The organism is Georgenia sp., assembly GCF_054605595.1.
Window position 1 is genome coordinate 1 of record NZ_JBTSDU010000070.1, and the last position, 15,485, is coordinate 15,485.

At 73.1% G+C, this 15,485-nt stretch carries 12 protein-coding genes and 1 pseudogene; 3 read left to right on the top strand and 10 right to left on the bottom strand.

Translation table 11 applies throughout. The features are described 5' to 3' along the window. Both ACYC1Z_RS09390 and ACYC1Z_RS09395 read right to left on the bottom strand, forming a co-directional pair. Positions 1-314 (bottom strand): type I phosphoribosyltransferase (locus tag ACYC1Z_RS09390; protein ID WP_461409261.1); only part of this gene is annotated, 314 nt, incomplete at its 3' end. A gap of 10 nt (positions 315-324) precedes the next feature. Then, the gene (locus ACYC1Z_RS09395) at positions 325-1,107 is read right to left on the bottom strand and encodes an SDR family NAD(P)-dependent oxidoreductase (protein WP_461409262.1); all 783 of its coding nucleotides are present in this window, start codon (positions 1,105-1,107) and stop codon (positions 325-327) included. Positions 1,108-1,386: 279 nt separating this feature from the next. On the opposite strand from ACYC1Z_RS09395, the gene ACYC1Z_RS09400 reads away from it, so the two are divergent. Further along, positions 1,387-2,169, top strand: coding sequence for an exodeoxyribonuclease III (locus tag ACYC1Z_RS09400; RefSeq protein WP_461409263.1), 783 nt, complete (start codon positions 1,387-1,389; stop codon positions 2,167-2,169). Between the two features lie 104 nt (positions 2,170-2,273). Here the strand turns inward: ACYC1Z_RS09400 and ACYC1Z_RS09405 are convergent, their stop codons facing one another. From ACYC1Z_RS09405 to ACYC1Z_RS09435, 7 genes and pseudogenes are all read right to left on the bottom strand, one after another. Then, the gene (locus ACYC1Z_RS09405; protein WP_461409264.1) at positions 2,274-3,053 is read right to left on the bottom strand and encodes a glycerophosphodiester phosphodiesterase; all 780 of its coding nucleotides are present in this window, start codon (positions 3,051-3,053) and stop codon (positions 2,274-2,276) included. A 262-nt stretch (positions 3,054-3,315) separates the two neighbouring features. Then, entirely contained in the window at positions 3,316-4,128 is an 813-nt protein-coding gene (locus ACYC1Z_RS09410) for a serine hydrolase domain-containing protein (protein ID WP_461409265.1), read from the bottom strand. A gap of 93 nt (positions 4,129-4,221) precedes the next feature. Next, positions 4,222-6,876 (bottom strand): ATP-dependent chaperone ClpB, encoded by a 2,655-nt coding sequence (gene clpB, locus ACYC1Z_RS09415; RefSeq protein ID WP_461409266.1) that lies wholly within the window; start codon positions 6,874-6,876, stop codon positions 4,222-4,224. A gap of 124 nt (positions 6,877-7,000) precedes the next feature. Beyond that, the gene (locus ACYC1Z_RS09420) at positions 7,001-7,642 is read right to left on the bottom strand and encodes a LutC/YkgG family protein (RefSeq protein ID WP_461409267.1); all 642 of its coding nucleotides are present in this window, start codon (positions 7,640-7,642) and stop codon (positions 7,001-7,003) included. Continuing rightward, positions 7,639-9,222, bottom strand: coding sequence for a LutB/LldF family L-lactate oxidation iron-sulfur protein (locus tag ACYC1Z_RS09425; RefSeq protein WP_461409268.1), 1,584 nt, complete (start codon positions 9,220-9,222; stop codon positions 7,639-7,641). The genes ACYC1Z_RS09420 and ACYC1Z_RS09425 overlap by 4 nt, the downstream gene beginning before the upstream one ends. Further along, on the bottom strand, positions 9,219-10,019 hold the full coding sequence (locus ACYC1Z_RS09430; RefSeq protein WP_461409269.1) for a (Fe-S)-binding protein: 801 nt from the start codon (positions 10,017-10,019) through the stop codon (positions 9,219-9,221). Before ACYC1Z_RS09430 ends, ACYC1Z_RS09425 begins: the two co-directional genes overlap by 4 nt. A 105-nt stretch (positions 10,020-10,124) precedes the next feature. Next, positions 10,125-10,568, bottom strand: a pseudogene (locus tag ACYC1Z_RS09435) (L-lactate permease); the annotation flags it as partial. A 56-nt stretch (positions 10,569-10,624) separates the two neighbouring features. On the opposite strand from ACYC1Z_RS09435, the gene ACYC1Z_RS09440 reads away from it, so the two are divergent. Then, complete coding sequence (locus ACYC1Z_RS09440; protein ID WP_461409270.1) at positions 10,625-13,507, top strand: FAD-binding and (Fe-S)-binding domain-containing protein; 2,883 nt, start codon at positions 10,625-10,627, stop codon at positions 13,505-13,507. Between the two features lie 42 nt (positions 13,508-13,549). On the opposite strand, the gene ACYC1Z_RS09445 is transcribed toward ACYC1Z_RS09440, so the two are convergent. Beyond that, positions 13,550-15,007 carry an amidase gene (locus tag ACYC1Z_RS09445; RefSeq protein ID WP_461409271.1) on the bottom strand — a complete coding sequence of 486 codons (1,458 nt, stop codon included), beginning with the start codon at positions 15,005-15,007 and terminating at the stop codon, positions 13,550-13,552. A 268-nt stretch (positions 15,008-15,275) separates the two neighbouring features. Here ACYC1Z_RS09445 and ACYC1Z_RS09450 point away from each other — a divergent pair, with 268 nt between their 5' ends. Beyond that, positions 15,276-15,449 (top strand): antitoxin, encoded by a 174-nt coding sequence (locus ACYC1Z_RS09450; protein WP_461409272.1) that lies wholly within the window; start codon positions 15,276-15,278, stop codon positions 15,447-15,449. Positions 15,450-15,485 lie beyond the last annotated feature (36 nt).

The window sequence follows — 15,485 nt, forward strand, 5'->3', positions numbered from 1 at the left end:
CGCACCACGAAGGCGTCGAGGTCGAGCCCACGCGACGCCGCCGCGTGCAGCATCGCCGTCGCGACCGGGTCCGCACCCATGGTCAGGCCGCCGACGGCGTCGACCTCCTCGGGCCCGAACCCGGCCACCTCGAGCAGGTCGAGCATGACGTGGCCGATGAGGGGCGCGGCCGCGTGGTGGAGGGTGGCGCGGCGCATGTCGACGTAGAAGTCGGACGTCAGCCCGGAGGCGAGCGTCACCTCGCCGCTCACGACGGCGAGCTCACGGACGAGGGCGGCCAGCTCGGCGCGAGGGGTGTCGTTGGGGGTGCTCACGCGGCCCAGCCTAGTGGCGCTCCGAGATGGCCCGGCCGCTCGTGTCCGGGCCGGCGACGCGGCGCACGAGCCAGCGCGGGGCGTGGCGCAGCGCCGTCGCGGCCGTGCGGTAGCGCAGGGACGGGATGACGATCACCTGACCGCGGCGCACCCCGGCGAGCGCTGCGGCGGCGACGTGCTCCACGTCCACCCAGGCGGCGGCGGGCCAGGCGTTCGCCTCGAGCCCGGCCCGGTCGTGGAACTCGGTGCGCACCAGGCCCGGGCACAGCACGGTGGCGGTGACGCGGGTGCCCGCCAGCTCGGCGGCCAGGCCCTCGGTGAAGGTGAGCACCCAGGCCTTGTGGGCGGCGTAGGTTCCCATCGCGGTGAGCGCGGACATCGACGAGACGTTCAGCACGGCTCCGTGCCCACGCCGGAGCATCTCCTCGGCCGCCGCCTTCGACAGCTCCAGCACGGCGCGGACCATCACCTCGAGCGCCTCCTCCTCGCGGGCCAGGTCGCCGCCGATCAGGTGCTGCCCGAGGCCGAAGCCCGCGTTGTTGACGAGCAGCCCGACCGGTGCGGTGTCCTGCCTGAGTCGGGTCACGACGGCGGCGCGGCCGGCGGGCGTGGCGAGGTCGGCGGTGAGCACCTCGACGCGTACCCCCGCCGCCGAGCGGATCTGGTGGGCTATCCGGTCGAGCCGGTCGGTGCTGCGGGCGGCGAGGACGAGGTGGTGCCGGGCGGCGGCGAGCTGCCACGCCAGTTCCAGCCCGATGCCCGATGTCGCCCCCGTGACCAGTGCGGTTCCCATACCCGCACGGTGTCACACCTCGACCCGCCGAACCCACATCCGCCCACCCGCCCCGTCCGCCCCGTCCCAGCCACCACTCCCCCGCCCCCACCCCCCCCCCCGAGCCCACACCCGCCGAACAGGTCCTAAGACCCCGTTATCGGCAGAAATCTGCATGTTAGGGCCTGTTCGGCGAGCGAAGGCGGGGGCGGGCGGGCGGGTGGGGGCGGGGCGGGCGGGGGCGGGGGTGGGGGTGGCGGCGGGGGCGGGGGTGGGGGTGGCGGCGGTAGCGTCGTCGGCATGAGGCTGGCGACGTGGAACGTGAACTCGATCCGGACCCGGGTGGATCGGGTGGTGGCCTTCCTGGAGCGCTCCGGCACGGACGTGCTCGCGATGCAGGAGACCAAGTGCACCGACGAGCAGTTCCCGCACGCCCCGTTCGAGATGGCCGGGTACGAGGTCGCCCACCACGGCCTGAGCCAGTGGAACGGGGTGGCGGTCGCCTCGCGGGTCGGGATCTCCGAGGTCCAGGTGGGTTTCCCGGGCATGCCCACCTGGGGCGACCCGGCGGCCGCAGAGGCGCGCGCGATCGGCGCCACGTGCGACGACGTGCGGGTGTGGAGCCTGTACGTGCCCAACGGTCGCGCTCTGCAGGATCCGCACTACACGTACAAGCTGGGGTGGCTCGGTGCGCTGCGGACGGCGGCGGCCGGGTGGGTCGAGGAGGACCCGGACGCCCAGATCGCGCTGGTCGGGGACTGGAACGTCGCCCTCCGGGACGAGGACGTGTGGGACATGACCGTGTTCGAGGGCGCCACGCACGTCTCCGAGCCCGAACGGGCGGCGCTGCGGGCGTTCGAGGGCGCCGGGTTCGCCGAGGTCACCCGCACACGCACCCCGGGCCAGTTCACCTACTGGGACTACCAGAAGCTGCGCTTCCCCAAGCGGGAGGGCATGCGCATCGACCTCGTCCACGCCTCGTCCGAGCTCGCCGCACACGTCGTCGGCGCGCAGATCGACCGGGACGAACGCAAGGGCAAGGGCGCGAGCGACCACGCACCCGTCATCGTCGACCTCGCCTGAGTGCGCCACGGCGTCTGCGGGCGGCCACGCGAACGGCTTCTGTGCGGGAGTGACCGCGCGCCACGGCGTCTGCGGGCGGCCACCGGAACGGCCGCGCCCGCGGCTCACCGGTGGTCGATCCAGCCGCGGAGGCGGTCGGGCCGGTCGGTGATGATGGCGTCCACGCCCAGCTCGACGGCGGCGCGCCACTGGGCGGGCTCGTTGAGGGTCCACGGGATCACCCGCAGTCCGCGCTCGCGCAGCGCCTCCACCAGTTCGGGCCGCTCGAGCAGCAGGTTGCCGTGGGGGTTGCAGGTCGTCACCGCGAGGGAGGAGCAGATCTCGAACAGGTTCTCGGGCACCTGCTCGACCAGCAGGCCGCGTGCGAGGTCGGGGGCCACGTCCCGCAGCACCTCGACGGTGGCGACGTCGAGACTCTGCACGATGACGCGTTCGCTCAGGCCGGCGGCCTCGATGGCGTCGGTCACCGAACGTGCGGCCGCCGCGCTCCACCGCCCCTTGAACTCGGCGAGCAACCCCAGACCGGGGTGGGAGACGAAGAAGTCCAGCAGCTCGGCAGCGGAGGGCACCCGCGCACCGCGGTAGAAGTCGGAGAACCACGTGCCGGCGTCGAGCCCGGTCACGTGCGAGTGGTCGAGCTCCTCCACCTGCCCGGAGCCGTCGGTCGTGCGGTCCACGACGTCGTCGTGGATGACGACGGCGACCCCGTCCCGCGTGACCTGCAGGTCGATCTCGATGAGGTCCGCCCCCGCCCGGGCGGCGGCCTCGAACGCGACGAGGGTGTTCTCCGGTGCTACGGCGGAGTTGCCGCGGTGCGCAATGATCTGCGGGGGCGGGCTCGGTGCAGGAGCGGTGTCAGGTCGCGGGGGTGCGAGGGTGCTCATGCGACGGGGAAGAGGATCATGGCGCAGTCCGATCTCGGGGAAGTTCGGACGTCAGCGTAGTGCTGCGACGGCCCCCCCGTCAGCACCGGAACGAGGTCCGGGCCGAGTGTTCAGGGAATGTTCACCGCAACTCCCCCGAGCGGTCGCGAAACTCCCTGGAACCCCCGGGCGACGGCACCGCCCTGCTCCACGTGGACCGCACCGGGCACCCCCCCCCGCACCACCGAGGCCTCGGCCTCGCGGGGGGCCCGGAGGTCGCACCTCAGCTGCGGGTGTGCGCCGCGAGGATCGCGTCGGTGAGCACCGGCCACACGCGCACGTGCTGCTTGCCGAAGTTCTCCGCCCCGAGGAACGCGGTGGCGATCCCGGCGGCGGGGTCCACCCACAGGAAGCTGCCGGACTGGCCGAAATGGCCGAACGTCTCGGGTGACGACGTCGCCCCGGTCCAGTGGGGCGACTTGTGGTCACGGATCTCGAAGCCGAGGCCCCAGTCGTTGTTCTGCTGCCTGCCGTAGCCGGGCAGCACCCCGGACAGCCCGGGGAAGACGACGGTCGTGGCCTCGGCGAACAGGTCCGCCTCGACCAGCGTGGGTCGCAGGAGCTCGCGGCCGAGCCGGGCCAGGTCCTCGGCGGAGCCGGAGGCGCCGTGCGCGGGCGAGCCCTCCAGGAGCACGGTGGACATCCCGAGCGGGTCGATGACGGTCTCCTCGGCCCACGAGGTGAAGTCGGTGGCGACGGCGTCGGCCACGTGCGCGGCGAGGATCTCGATGCCCAGGTTGGAGTAGACGCGCCGCCGGCCGGGCTCCCCGAGCACTGCGCCGGCGTCGAACGGCGCACCGGAGGCGTGCGCGAAGAGGTGCCGGACGGTGGAGCCGGGCGGACCGGCGGGTGCGTCGAGGTCGACGTGGCCCCGCTGGACGGCGACCAGACCGGCATAGACCGTGATGAGCTTCGTCACGGACGCCCACCGGAACTCGGTCGAGGTCTCGCCGTGCCGGGCGAGCACCCCGCCGGGGTCGGTCACCACGACACCGACGGGGAAGTCCAGGTCTGCTAGCGCGTCGAAGGTGTCCACCGGTCCAGCCTGCCACGCGAGGCGGGTAGGCCCGCCCGGTCGGGCGCGGACCGGGTCGACCGCCCGACCCGCCCGGAGGTCCGACCCGCCGCGTCAGCCCTCCTCGTGGGCGACGACGGCGAGCACGAGTCCGGCGGCCTCACCCAGCGTGCCGGTCTCCGCGAGCGCCGCGGCCGGGTCGAGGTCCCCCCGGTCGACGACGACGGTGTCCCCGTCGTGCACCTCGCCGCCGAGCAGCATCCTGGCGAGCCGGTCCCCGATCTCGCGCTGGACGAGCCGACGCAACGGGCGGGCGCCGTAGGCCGGGTCGTAACCCTCCAGGGCGAGCCACTCACGGGCGCCGTCGGTGACCTCGAGCCCGACCCGGCGGTCGGCCAGCCGGGCGGCCATGTGCTCGACCTGCAGGTCCACGATCGAGCCGAGCTCCTGGACGGAGAGCGCGTCGAAGAGCACCACGTCGTCGAGCCGGTTGAGGAACTCCGGCTTGAAGTTGGCGCGTACGGCGGCCATGACGGCGTCGCGCTTGGCGGCGTCGTCGAGCGTGTGATCGACGAGGAACTGCGAACCGAGGTTCGAGGTCAGCACGAGGATCGTGTTGCGGAAGTCGACCGTGCGGCCCTGGCCATCGGTGAGGCGGCCGTCGTCGAGCACCTGCAGGAGGATGTCGAACACCTCCGGGTGGGCCTTCTCCACCTCGTCGAGGAGCACGACGGCGTAGGGCCGGCGCCGCACCGCCTCGGTGAGCTGGCCGCCCTCCTCGTAGCCGACGTACCCGGGGGGCGCCCCGACGAGGCGGGCCACCGAGTGCTTCTCGGAGTACTCGGACATGTCGATGCGCACCATGGCGCGCTCGTCGTCGAACAGGAAGTCCGCGAGGGACTTGGCCAGCTCCGTCTTGCCGACGCCGGTGGGGCCGAGGAAGAGGAAGGAGCCGGTGGGCCGGTCTGGGTCCGAGACGCCCGCCCGGGAGCGCCGCACGGCGTCGGAGACGGTACGGACGGCGCCCCGCTGGCCGATGAGGCGCTGACCGATGACGTCCTCCATGTGCAGGAGCTTCTCGGTCTCCCCCTGCAGCAGGCGGCCGACCGGGATCCCGGTCCAGGACGCGACGACCTCGGCGATCTGGTCCGGCCCGACGTGGTCGGTGACCATGGGCGCCTCGTGGCGGCCTGCGGCCTCCTCGTCCTGCTCGGCCTTCTCGGCGGCGGCGAGCTCGCGCTGCAGTCCCGGGATCTCGCCGTAGAGCAGGCGGGAGGCGCGCTCGAGGTCGCCCTCGCGCTGGGCGCGCTCGGACTCGGTGCGCAGCTCGTCGAGGCGGGCCTTGATGTCGCCGACGCGGTTGTGGCCGGCCTTCTCGGACTCCCACCGGGCGGTGAGCCCGGCGAGCTCTTCCTGGCGGTCGGCCAGGTCGGCGCGCAGCTTCTCCAGCCGCTCGCGGGATGCGTCGTCCGTGTTGGCCTCCAGGGCCAGCTCCTCCATCTTGAGCCGGTCGACGGCGCGGCGGAGCTCGTCGATCTCGATCGGTGAGGAGTCCAGCTCCATGCGCAGGCGGGAGGCGGACTCGTCGATGAGGTCGATGGCCTTGTCGGGGAGCTTCCGGCCGGTGATGTAGCGGTTGGAGAGGGTCGCGGCGGCGACGAGGGCGCTGTCGGAGATGCGGACCTTGTGGTGGGCCTCGTAGCGCGGGGTGATGCCGCGCAGGATCGCCACGGTGTCCGCCACGGACGGCTCGCCCACGAAGACCTGCTGGAAGCGGCGCTCCAGCGCCGGGTCCTTCTCGACGTGCTCGCGGTACTCGTCGAGGGTGGTGGCACCGACCAGGCGCAGCTCGCCGCGGGCGAGCATGGGCTTGAGCATGTTGCCGGCGTCCATCGACCCCTCGGACGCCCCGGCACCGACGACGGTGTGGAGCTCGTCGATGAAGGTGATGACCTCGCCGTCGGAGGACTTGATCTCCTCCAGGACGGCCTTGAGCCGCTCCTCGAACTCGCCGCGGTACTTCGCCCCGGCCACCATGGACGCCAGGTCGAGGGAGATCACGCGCTTGTCCCGCAGCGAGTCCGGCACGTCCCCGGCGACGATGCGTTGGGCGAGCCCCTCGACGACGGCGGTCTTGCCGACGCCGGGCTCGCCGATGAGCACAGGGTTGTTCTTGGTGCGGCGGGAGAGGACCTGGATGACGCGGCGGATCTCGCTGTCGCGACCGATGACCGGGTCCAGCTTGCCCTCGCGCGCCGCCTCGGTCAGGTCCTGGCCGTACTTCTCCAGCGCCTTGAAGGTTCCCTCGGGGTCGGGGGAGGTGACCTTCGCGGAGCCGCGCACGTTCGGCAGGGCCGCGAGCAGTCGATCCCGGTCGGCGCCGGCGGCGCGCAGGATCTCCCCCGCGGGGCTGGTCGAGGAGGCGAGCGCGACGAGCAGGTGCTCGGTGGAGACGTACTCGTCACCCAGGGCCTGGGCCTCGTTGCCGGCGTCGGTGATCATCGTCATCGTCGCGCGGGAGGTCTGCGGTTGGGCCACGGAGGAGCCGGACGCCCCGGGCAGGGTGGCGCGCGCGGCGATGACCCGCTGGGTGAGCGCGCCCCGGTCGGCGCCGACGGCGTCGAGCAGGGCGACGGCGACGCCGCCCTGCTGCTCGAGCAGGGCGGCGAGCACGTGGAGCGGCTCGAGCTGCGGGTTGCCCGCGGTGGACGCGGAGCGGATGGCAGCGGCGATCGCCTCTTGGGACTTGGTGGTGAGCTTGGTTTCCACAGGACCTCCCGGGCCGGACAGACACGCACCGTGCTGTCTTCAGCAACTCCAACCAAGTTGAGTCTATTCCACTCAACTTGAGTTCGGCGAGAGAGTCTCGATCACGCGGCCGGGCAGTACGCGCTCACTCCACGATGACGACGTCCAGGTGGCGCGGCCCGTGGACGCCCTCGACGCGCACGAGCTCGATGTCCGACGTCGCGCTCGGGCCCGCGATCCAGGTCAGCGGCCGGGTGGGGTGCGCGCCGAGGATCGCCACCGCCTCCGGCACGGTCGCCACCACCTGTGCTCGCCGGACCACGCACACGTGGTGGTCCGGCACGAGCGTGATGGCGCGGCGGCCCTGGTCCGGTTCGCCGTCGAGCACGATGGTCCCCGACTCGGCGATCGCGACACGCGCGGCGCTCACGACCGCGGCGGTGGCATCGAGCTGGTCGTGGGTCAGCGGCGCCTCGCGCGCGTCGGTCCGCACCTCGGCCGTCACCGTGTCGAGCCACTGGGCGGGCAGCGCCGGCGGGACGACGACGGAGTCGGCCTCGGTGAGGAGCGCGGCCACCGTCGCGCCGACGGCGTCCTCGCGGCACCGTGTCACGACCGCCTTGTAGTCCTCGAGCCGGTCGATGAGCAGCTCGAGCGCGGCGTCGCTGCCCGGGTCGAGCTCCGAGCGGGAGCGGTACTCCCGGGGCACCGGTGGGGCGTCCTCGGTCTGCGAGCGCCCGAGCGCGTCGTGGATGCGGGCCAGCACGGCCGCGCGGGCCTCCATCATCGCGTCTCCTCCTGATCTTGCGCGGCGGCGGTTCCGCCACCGGCACCCGGCCCACCCGACCCGCCCGCCGCGCCGGCGTCGTGCGTGCGGGCGAACCACTCCCGGAACGTCTCCTTGGGCGGCTTCGGCAGGTCCCGCACATTGGTCCAACCGGAGATCACCGGCAGCGGGATCGCGGCGATGCGCTGGTCCCGGGCGACGACGCGGCCGAGCCGGGCGAGCTTCTCGACGCTGCCGAAGCGCTCGCCGTCGGACATCGCCGCCTGGGCGCCCTTCATCGCGAGGCTCCACCCGGTGGGCAGCGTGCGGCGCTGCTCGGACTCGGTCATGCGGTTGCGCAGGTGGACCAGGGCGCTGGGGATGTCGATCTTGACCGGACACGCCTCGAAGCAGGCCCCGCACAGCGAGCTGGCGAAGGGCAGCGACGCCGTCGGGTCGTGCGGGTCCACCGGCTCCGGGCCGGTCCCCGTGCCGAGGAGCTGCGGGGTGAGGATGGCGCCGATGGGCCCCGGGTAGACGGAACCGTAGGCGTGTCCGCCGGCGTGCTCGTAGACGGGGCACACGTTCAGGCACGCGGAGCAGCGGATGCAGTGCAGCGCCTGGCGGCCGACCTCGTCGGCGAGGGCCTTCGTGCGGCCGTTGTCGAGGAGGACGAGGTGGAACTCCTGCGGCCCGTCGCCGGGTGTGACGCCGGTCCACATGGTCGTGTACGGGTTCATCCGCTCACCGGTGGAGGATCGGGGCAGCAGCTGGGCGAAGACCTCGATGTCGCGGAACCGGGGGACGAGCTTCTCGATGCCCATGACCGTGATGAGCGTGTCGGGCAGCGTCAGGCACATGCGGCCGTTGCCCTCGGACTCGAACACCGAGACGGTGCCCGTCTCGGCCACCGCCATGTTGGACCCGGAGATCGCGACCTTCGCGGAGAGGAACTTCCGCCGCAGGTGGGCTCGGGCGGCCATGGCGAGCGCGCGGGGCTCGTTGGTGAGGTCGGTCGGGGCGTCCCCCATCTCCTGGAGGAAGATCTCGCGGATCTCGTCGCGGTTCCGGTGGATCGCGGGGACGAGGATGTGCGAGGGCATGTCCCCCGCGAGCTGGACGATGAGCTCGGCGAGGTCGGTCTCGGCCGCGAAGATCCCCGCCTCCTCGAGGTGCTCGTTGAGGCCGATCTCCTGCGTCGCCATCGACTTGACCTTGACGACCTCGGTCTCACCGGTCGCCCGGATCAGGTCGGTGACGATCCGGTTCGCCTCGGCGGCGTCGCGGGCCCAGTGCACGTGACCACCGCGGGCGGTGACCTTCTCCTCGAGCTGGACGAGCAGCTCGGGCAGGTTCGACATGACTTCGTGCTTGATGGCGGAGCCGGCGTCACGCAACTGCTCCCAGTCGGGCAGCTCGGCGACCACCCGGAGCCGCTTGTCCCGGATGGTGTGGGTGGCGTGGCGCAGATTGGCCCGCATCTGGTCGTTGCCGAGCGTGGTGCGCGCGGCCTCGGGGAAGGACGGACCCCACCGCAGCGGCACCGTGGGGTGCTCGGCCGGCTCGGGCTTGACCCTCGGCATGCCCAGGTACGTGCTCATCGGGCTCCTCCCGTCACGCGGTCGACCGGGAGCATGCGCGGCTCCCACGGTTCGGTCTCGGTGCTGGCGAGGATCTCGGCCAGGTGTGCCACGTGGACGCCGGTGGCGTCGCGGGAGAGCCTCCCGCCCATGTTCATCAGGCAGGAGTAGTCGCCCGCGGTGAGCACCTCGGCGCCGGTGCTGACGATGTGGTGCGTCTTCGCCTCGACCATCGCGGCGGACGTCTCGGCGTTCTTCAGCGAGAAGGTGCCGCCGAAGCCGCAGCAGGCCTCCGCCTCCGGGAGCTCGCGCAGGTCGATGCCGCGTACCGCCCGCAGGAGCTGGAGCGGGCGTTCGCCCACGTGCACCAGCCGCAGGGAGTGGCACGTGGGGTGGTAGGTGACGCTGTGCGGGAAGTACGCGCCGACGTCGGTCACACCGAGGACGTCCACCAGGAGCTCGGAGAGCTCGTAGGTGCGCGCGGCGATGGCGTCGGCGTCGGCACCGAGCCGGTCCTCACCCTCTCGGCGCGCCACCATGCCCTGCTGGTGGCGGGCCGAACCCACGCACGAGCCCGACGGCGCCACGACGGCGTCCCACTCCCCGTGCAGGAGCGGCAGGAACGTCTCCACGTGGTTGCGGATGACGGGCAGCGCCTCCTTGTAGTACCCGGTGTTGACGTGCATCTGCCCACAGCACGCCTGACCCTCGGGGAAGACCACCTGGTGGCCCAGCCGTTCGAGCAGACGGACGGTGGCCTGTGGTGCCTGGGGGAACATCGCGTCGGCGATGCACGTGGCGAAGATTGCGATCCGCACACTGACTCCTTCGTTATCGTCCGACCACTTCTACCCCGGTCCGGGCCGCTCCACCATCCGGCGCAGCGGCCCGGCCGGTCCTTCGTCCCGGCGGAGCCGGTCCGGTCAGTCGACCATCCAGCCGAGGATGTCGGTGGACTGCAGGTGGACCAGACCACCGAGCAGCACCAGCATGACCAGGCTGTACGGCAGCACCTTGCGCAGGATCACGCTCTCCGAGCCCTGCTGGCCGATGGCGCTGCCCGCGATGGTGAGGTTCTGCGGGCTGACCAGCTTGCCGATGACACTACCGGTGGTGTTCGCCGCGACCATGAGGTCGGGACTGAGTCCGGCCTGCATCGCGGCGGTCTGCTGCATCTTGGCGAACAGGGCGTTCGCCGAGGTGTCGGACCCGGTCACGGCGGTGCCGATCCAGCCCAGGACCGGGGACAGGAATGCGAACGCCGCACCCGTGGAGGCCAGCCAGGCACCGATGGAGACGGTCTGGCCCGAGAAGTTCATGACATAGGCCAGGCCGAGGATGGTGGCGATGGTGAGGATCGCGATCCGCGGTGTACTTGTTGACGAGGCGCGAAGCCGACCCAGCAACCAAGGCGAGGACGCCCATGACCACCACCGAGACCGCCGCCCCCCTGAGCGCTCTGGCAGCCGTCGTCGGCGACGACCTGAGCACGAGCACGCTCGACCGTGCCCGGATGGCGCACGACGCCTCGCACTACCTGCTCACGCCGTCCGCCGTGGTGACCGCACGGTCCACGGAGCAGGTGGCCCGGATGCTCGCCGCCGCAACCGCCTCGCGCACCCCCGTCACGTTCCACTCGGGGGGCACGTCGCTGTCCGGCCAGGCCTCGACCGACGGCGTCCTGGTGGACGTGCGCCGGCACCTCGCGGCCGTCGAGGTCCTCGACGACGGCGCCCGGGTGCGCTGCCAGCCCGGCGCGGTGCTGCGGCGGGTCAACGCCGCCCTCACCCCGTACGGGCGCCGGCTCGGCCCCGATCCGGCGAGCGAGATCGCCTGCACCATCGGGGGCGTCGTCGCGAACAACTCCTCCGGGATGACGTCGGGCACCACGGCGACGACGTACCGCACCCTCGACTCCATGGTGCTGGTGCTGCCCTCGGGCACCGTCATCGACACCGCGGCCCCCGACGCGGACCGCACGCTGCGCGAGCGCGAGCGCCATCTCTACGAGGGGCTGGTCCGACTGCGAGACCAGGTGCGGACGAACCCCGCCCAGCGGGCCCGCATCGAGCAGCAGTTCTCGATGAAGAACACCATGGGCTACGGCCTCAACGCCCTGCTGGACCACGACGACCCGATCGACATCCTCGCCCACCTCGTCGTCGGCTCCGAGGGCACCCTGGGCTACGTCGCCGAGGTCGTGCTCCGCACCGTCCCGGCGCAACCGCACGCCGCCACCGCGCTGTGCGTCTTCGACACCATCGACCGCGCGACGGACGCGATCATCCCGCTCACCGAGGCCGGTGCGGTCGCCGTCGAGCTCCTCGACGCCTCCTCGCTGCGGGTCTCCCAGCGCGACCCGAAGGCGCCCGAGCTCATGCGCCGGCTCACGGTGGCCGAGCACACGGCGCTGCTCGTCGAGGTCCAGTCCGCCACGCCGGAGGGCCTCGACGACGCCTCGGCCCGGCTGCGCCCCGTGATCGGCGGCCTGGCGCTGACGGCGCCCGCCGAGCTGACGCAGGACGCCGCCGCCCGGGCGGCCATGTGGGTCACCCGCAAGGTGCTCTACGCCGCCGTCGCCGGGGCCCGCCCCCAGGGCACGACCGCGCTGCTGGAGGACATCGTCGTCCCACCGCCCGCCCTGCCGGGCGCCGTCCGCGACCTCGGCCGGCTGCTGGGGCGCTACGGCTACGACGACGCGGTGATCTTCCGGCACGCGAAGGACGCGAACCTCCACTTCCAGATCAACCCGCACCTGGACGTTAAGGCCGAGCTCGACCAGTACGCCGCGTTCACCGAGGACCTCGTCGACCTCATCCTCGGCGTGGACGGCTCGCTCAAGGCCGAGCACGGGACGGGCCGCATCATGGCCCCGTACGTCGAGCGGCAGTACGGCCCCGAGCTGTACGCCGTCATGCGCCGGCTCAAGCACCTGTGCGACCCGGCCGGGGTGCTCAACCCGGGCGTGCTCATCGACGACGACCCGCAGGCGCACCTGAAGAACCTCAAGCTGTACCCGTCGGTGCACTCCCAGCTCGACCGGTGTGTCGAGTGCGGGTACTGCGAGCCGGTGTGCCCCTCCCGCAACACCACCACGACGCCGCGCCAGCGCATCGTGCTGCTGCGCGAGATGGCGCTGTCCGACCCGCAGCGCCGCCAGGAGCTCTCGGACGAGTACGAGTACCAGGCCGTCCAGACCTGCGCCGCCGACTCGCTGTGCCTGACCGCGTGCCCCGTCGGCATCGACACCGGCAAGGTGATGAAGTCCTACCGGGCCGCCCACCGCGGTGCTCTCACGCAGACCGCCGGCCGCGCCCTCGCCGCCGGCTGGGGGCCGACGACCACGGTGCTGCGCGGGGCGCTGACGGTGGCCGACCAGCTCCCGAGCAGCGTGCTGCCGGCCGTGACGCGGGGCCTGCGCGCCGTCGTCGGGGAGCAGGGGCGTGACTGGCTGCCGCAGGTGGGCCCGAACCTGCCGGGCGCCGGCGGTGCGCGGCGCAAGCTCGCCGCCGCGGCGACGGCGTCGGCCACCACGGCGACGGCGCCCGTCACCACGAACGCGGACGTGGTGTTCTTCCCCTCCTGCATCGGCTCGATCTTCTCCGCCGACGACGGCGCCGCCGGCGCCGGGGCCGCGTTCCTGCGCCTGGCCGCCCGCGCCGGGCTGAGCGTCGCCGTCCCCGAGGGCATCGACCAGCTGTGCTGCGGCACGGTGTGGGAGTCCAAGGGCCTGGTCGACGGCGCCGCGGTCATGGCCCGCAAGGTCGCCGACCAGGTGTGGGACCTCACCGACGGTGGCCGCCTGCCGCTCGTGTGCGACGCGTCGAGCTGCACGCACGGGCTCGAGGGGATCGGGAAGCGGTTGACCGGGCGCGCTGCCGAGAACTGGGCCGAGGTCGAGGTGGTCGACGCGGTGACCTTCACGAAGACCACGATCATGCCCGCGCTCGGCCCGGTGCCGGAGGAGAACAAGCTGGGCACGCTCGCCGTCCACCCGACGTGCTCCGCGGTGCACCTGGGCACGGTCGGCGACCTGACCGAGGTCGCCGGCGCGGTCGCCCAGGACGTCACCGTCCCGAAGAGCTGGGGCTGCTGCGGCACGGCGGGCGATCGCGGGATGCTGCACCCCGAGCTCACCGCCGGCGCCACCGAGGCGGAGGCCGCCGAGATCGCGCGCGCGGAGCACGAGCACGGCGAGTTCGACGGCTACGTCTCCTGCAACCGCACCTGCGAGATGGGTATGACCGACGCGACCGGGCGCCCGTACCGGCACGTCCTGGAGGTGCTCGAGGAGGTCACCCGCTGACACCCACGGCAGGGGGCGATTCGCGCCTGCCACGCGCGGCGTTCACCCGCTGATCCGGTCGAGGTAGGCGGGCGCGAACAGCGGCCACGGGTCGGCCGCCTCGAGGTCCGCGGCGAGGGCGAGCAGCAGCTCCTCCCGGCCCGCCCGCGCACCGAGCATGGCGCCGAACGGCAGTTCGGGGCCGTCGTCGGTGATCGGGGCGCGGTGCAGCGGCAGCGAGATCGACGGCGCCCCGAGGAGGTTCCACGTGGAGGTCCAGGGGGTGTACTCCTTCTGCGCCTGGAAGTCCGCGGCGGGGTCGGCGTCGTTGCGCATGCCGCCGATCGGGGCGGGGGCCTGCGCGAGCGTCGGGGTGACGATGACGTCGAAGGCGGACCAGGCCAGGGCGGCGACCCGGGCGAGCCGCTGGACGTCGGCCACCGCCTCGGCGTAGCGGAGCCCGTCGACGGCGCGACCGAGCTCGCGCATCCACCGCGTCAGGGACACGAGGTCACCTTCACGTCCGGGCGGCACCGGCACCGAGAGCGCCCCCACCGTCCACAGCGGCATGAAGGCGTCCCAGCGTTCCGGGGCGAAGGGTACGGGGGCGATGTCGACGTGGTGCCCGGCCGCCTCGAGCAGCCGGGCGGCCCGCTCGGCTGCTGCGCGGGCCTGGGGGGCCACGGGTGCGTCGCAGGAGATCGGCTCGAGCAGCAGCCCCACCCGCACCGGACCGGTCGGCCGGTCGCACGCGTCGAGGAACGTGGTGCGCGGCGGTGCCGGCGGATTGTGGTCGCCGGGCCACGGCTGGGCGAGGACGTCGAGGAGTGCGGCGGTGTCCCGCACCGTCCGGGTGAGGACGCCGGCGCTGGCCAGGCCGGCGCCGTCGACGCCGTGCGGGCCGGTCGAGACGCGCCCGCGGGAGGGTTTGAGGCCCACCAGCCCGCACGCCGCGGCCGGGATCCGCAATGATCCGCCGCCGTCACTGCCCTGCGCGGCCGGGACGATCCCGGCGGCGACGGCGGCCGCCGCTCCCCCGCTCGAACCGCCCGCGGAGCGGTCCAGGTCCCACGGGGTGCGGGCCGGGGCGGCGACATCGGGCTCGGTGTAGGGCGGCAGGCCGAGCTCCGGCGTCGTCGTCTTGCCGATCATGAGGGTGCCGGCGGCCCGCAGGAGGGTGGTGACACCGTCGTCGACCTCGGCGACGTGCCCCGCGAACGCGGCCGAGCCGGCCTCGAACGGCAGCCCGGCCACCTGCGTGAGGTCCTTGATGGGCACGGGCACGCCGAGCAGTGGCGGGAGGCCGGCCTCCCCGGACCGGCCGACGGCGGCGAGCTGCTCGGTGGCCTCGGCGGCCTGGGCGGCGGCGCGCCCCTCGGCCAGGTGGACGAACGCCCCCACCTCGGGGCCGAGGCGGCGCGCCCGTTCGAGCGTGTGCTCGAGCACCTCGGTGGGGGTGAGGTCGCCCGCCCGGACGGCGGCGGCAAGATCGAGCACGGAGAGCTCGTGTATCTGGGCCATGTTCTCGAGGCTACCGGGGCGACACCCCCGGCGGCCCGGCCCCGAGCCGACACTTGTCGCGGACCCGGCCGGCACCTGTCGCGGGCCCGGTCCGGCACCTGTCGCGGGTCCGGTCCGGTACCTGTTGCGGGTCCGGTCCGGTACCTGTTGCGGGTCCGGTCCGGTACCTGTTGCGGGCCCGGTCCGGTACCTGTTGCGGGCCCGCTCCGCAGCGGGAAAACTGAGCGTGCCGCCGACGGGGCGGCACCTCGAATGGACCGGAGGCAACATGGGGATCGACGACCTCAAGGGCAAGGCCCAGGAGTTCCTGAGCGACGAGGAGAAGTCCGACGAGGCGCTCGACAAGGCGGCGGACCTCCTCGACGAGAAGACCGGCGGCAAGCACGCCGCGCACATCGACACGGGGCGGGACGCTCTCGACAAGCGCGTCGGGAACGAGTAGCCGAACCCACCAGGCCGCGCAGCCACCGGGGGGGGC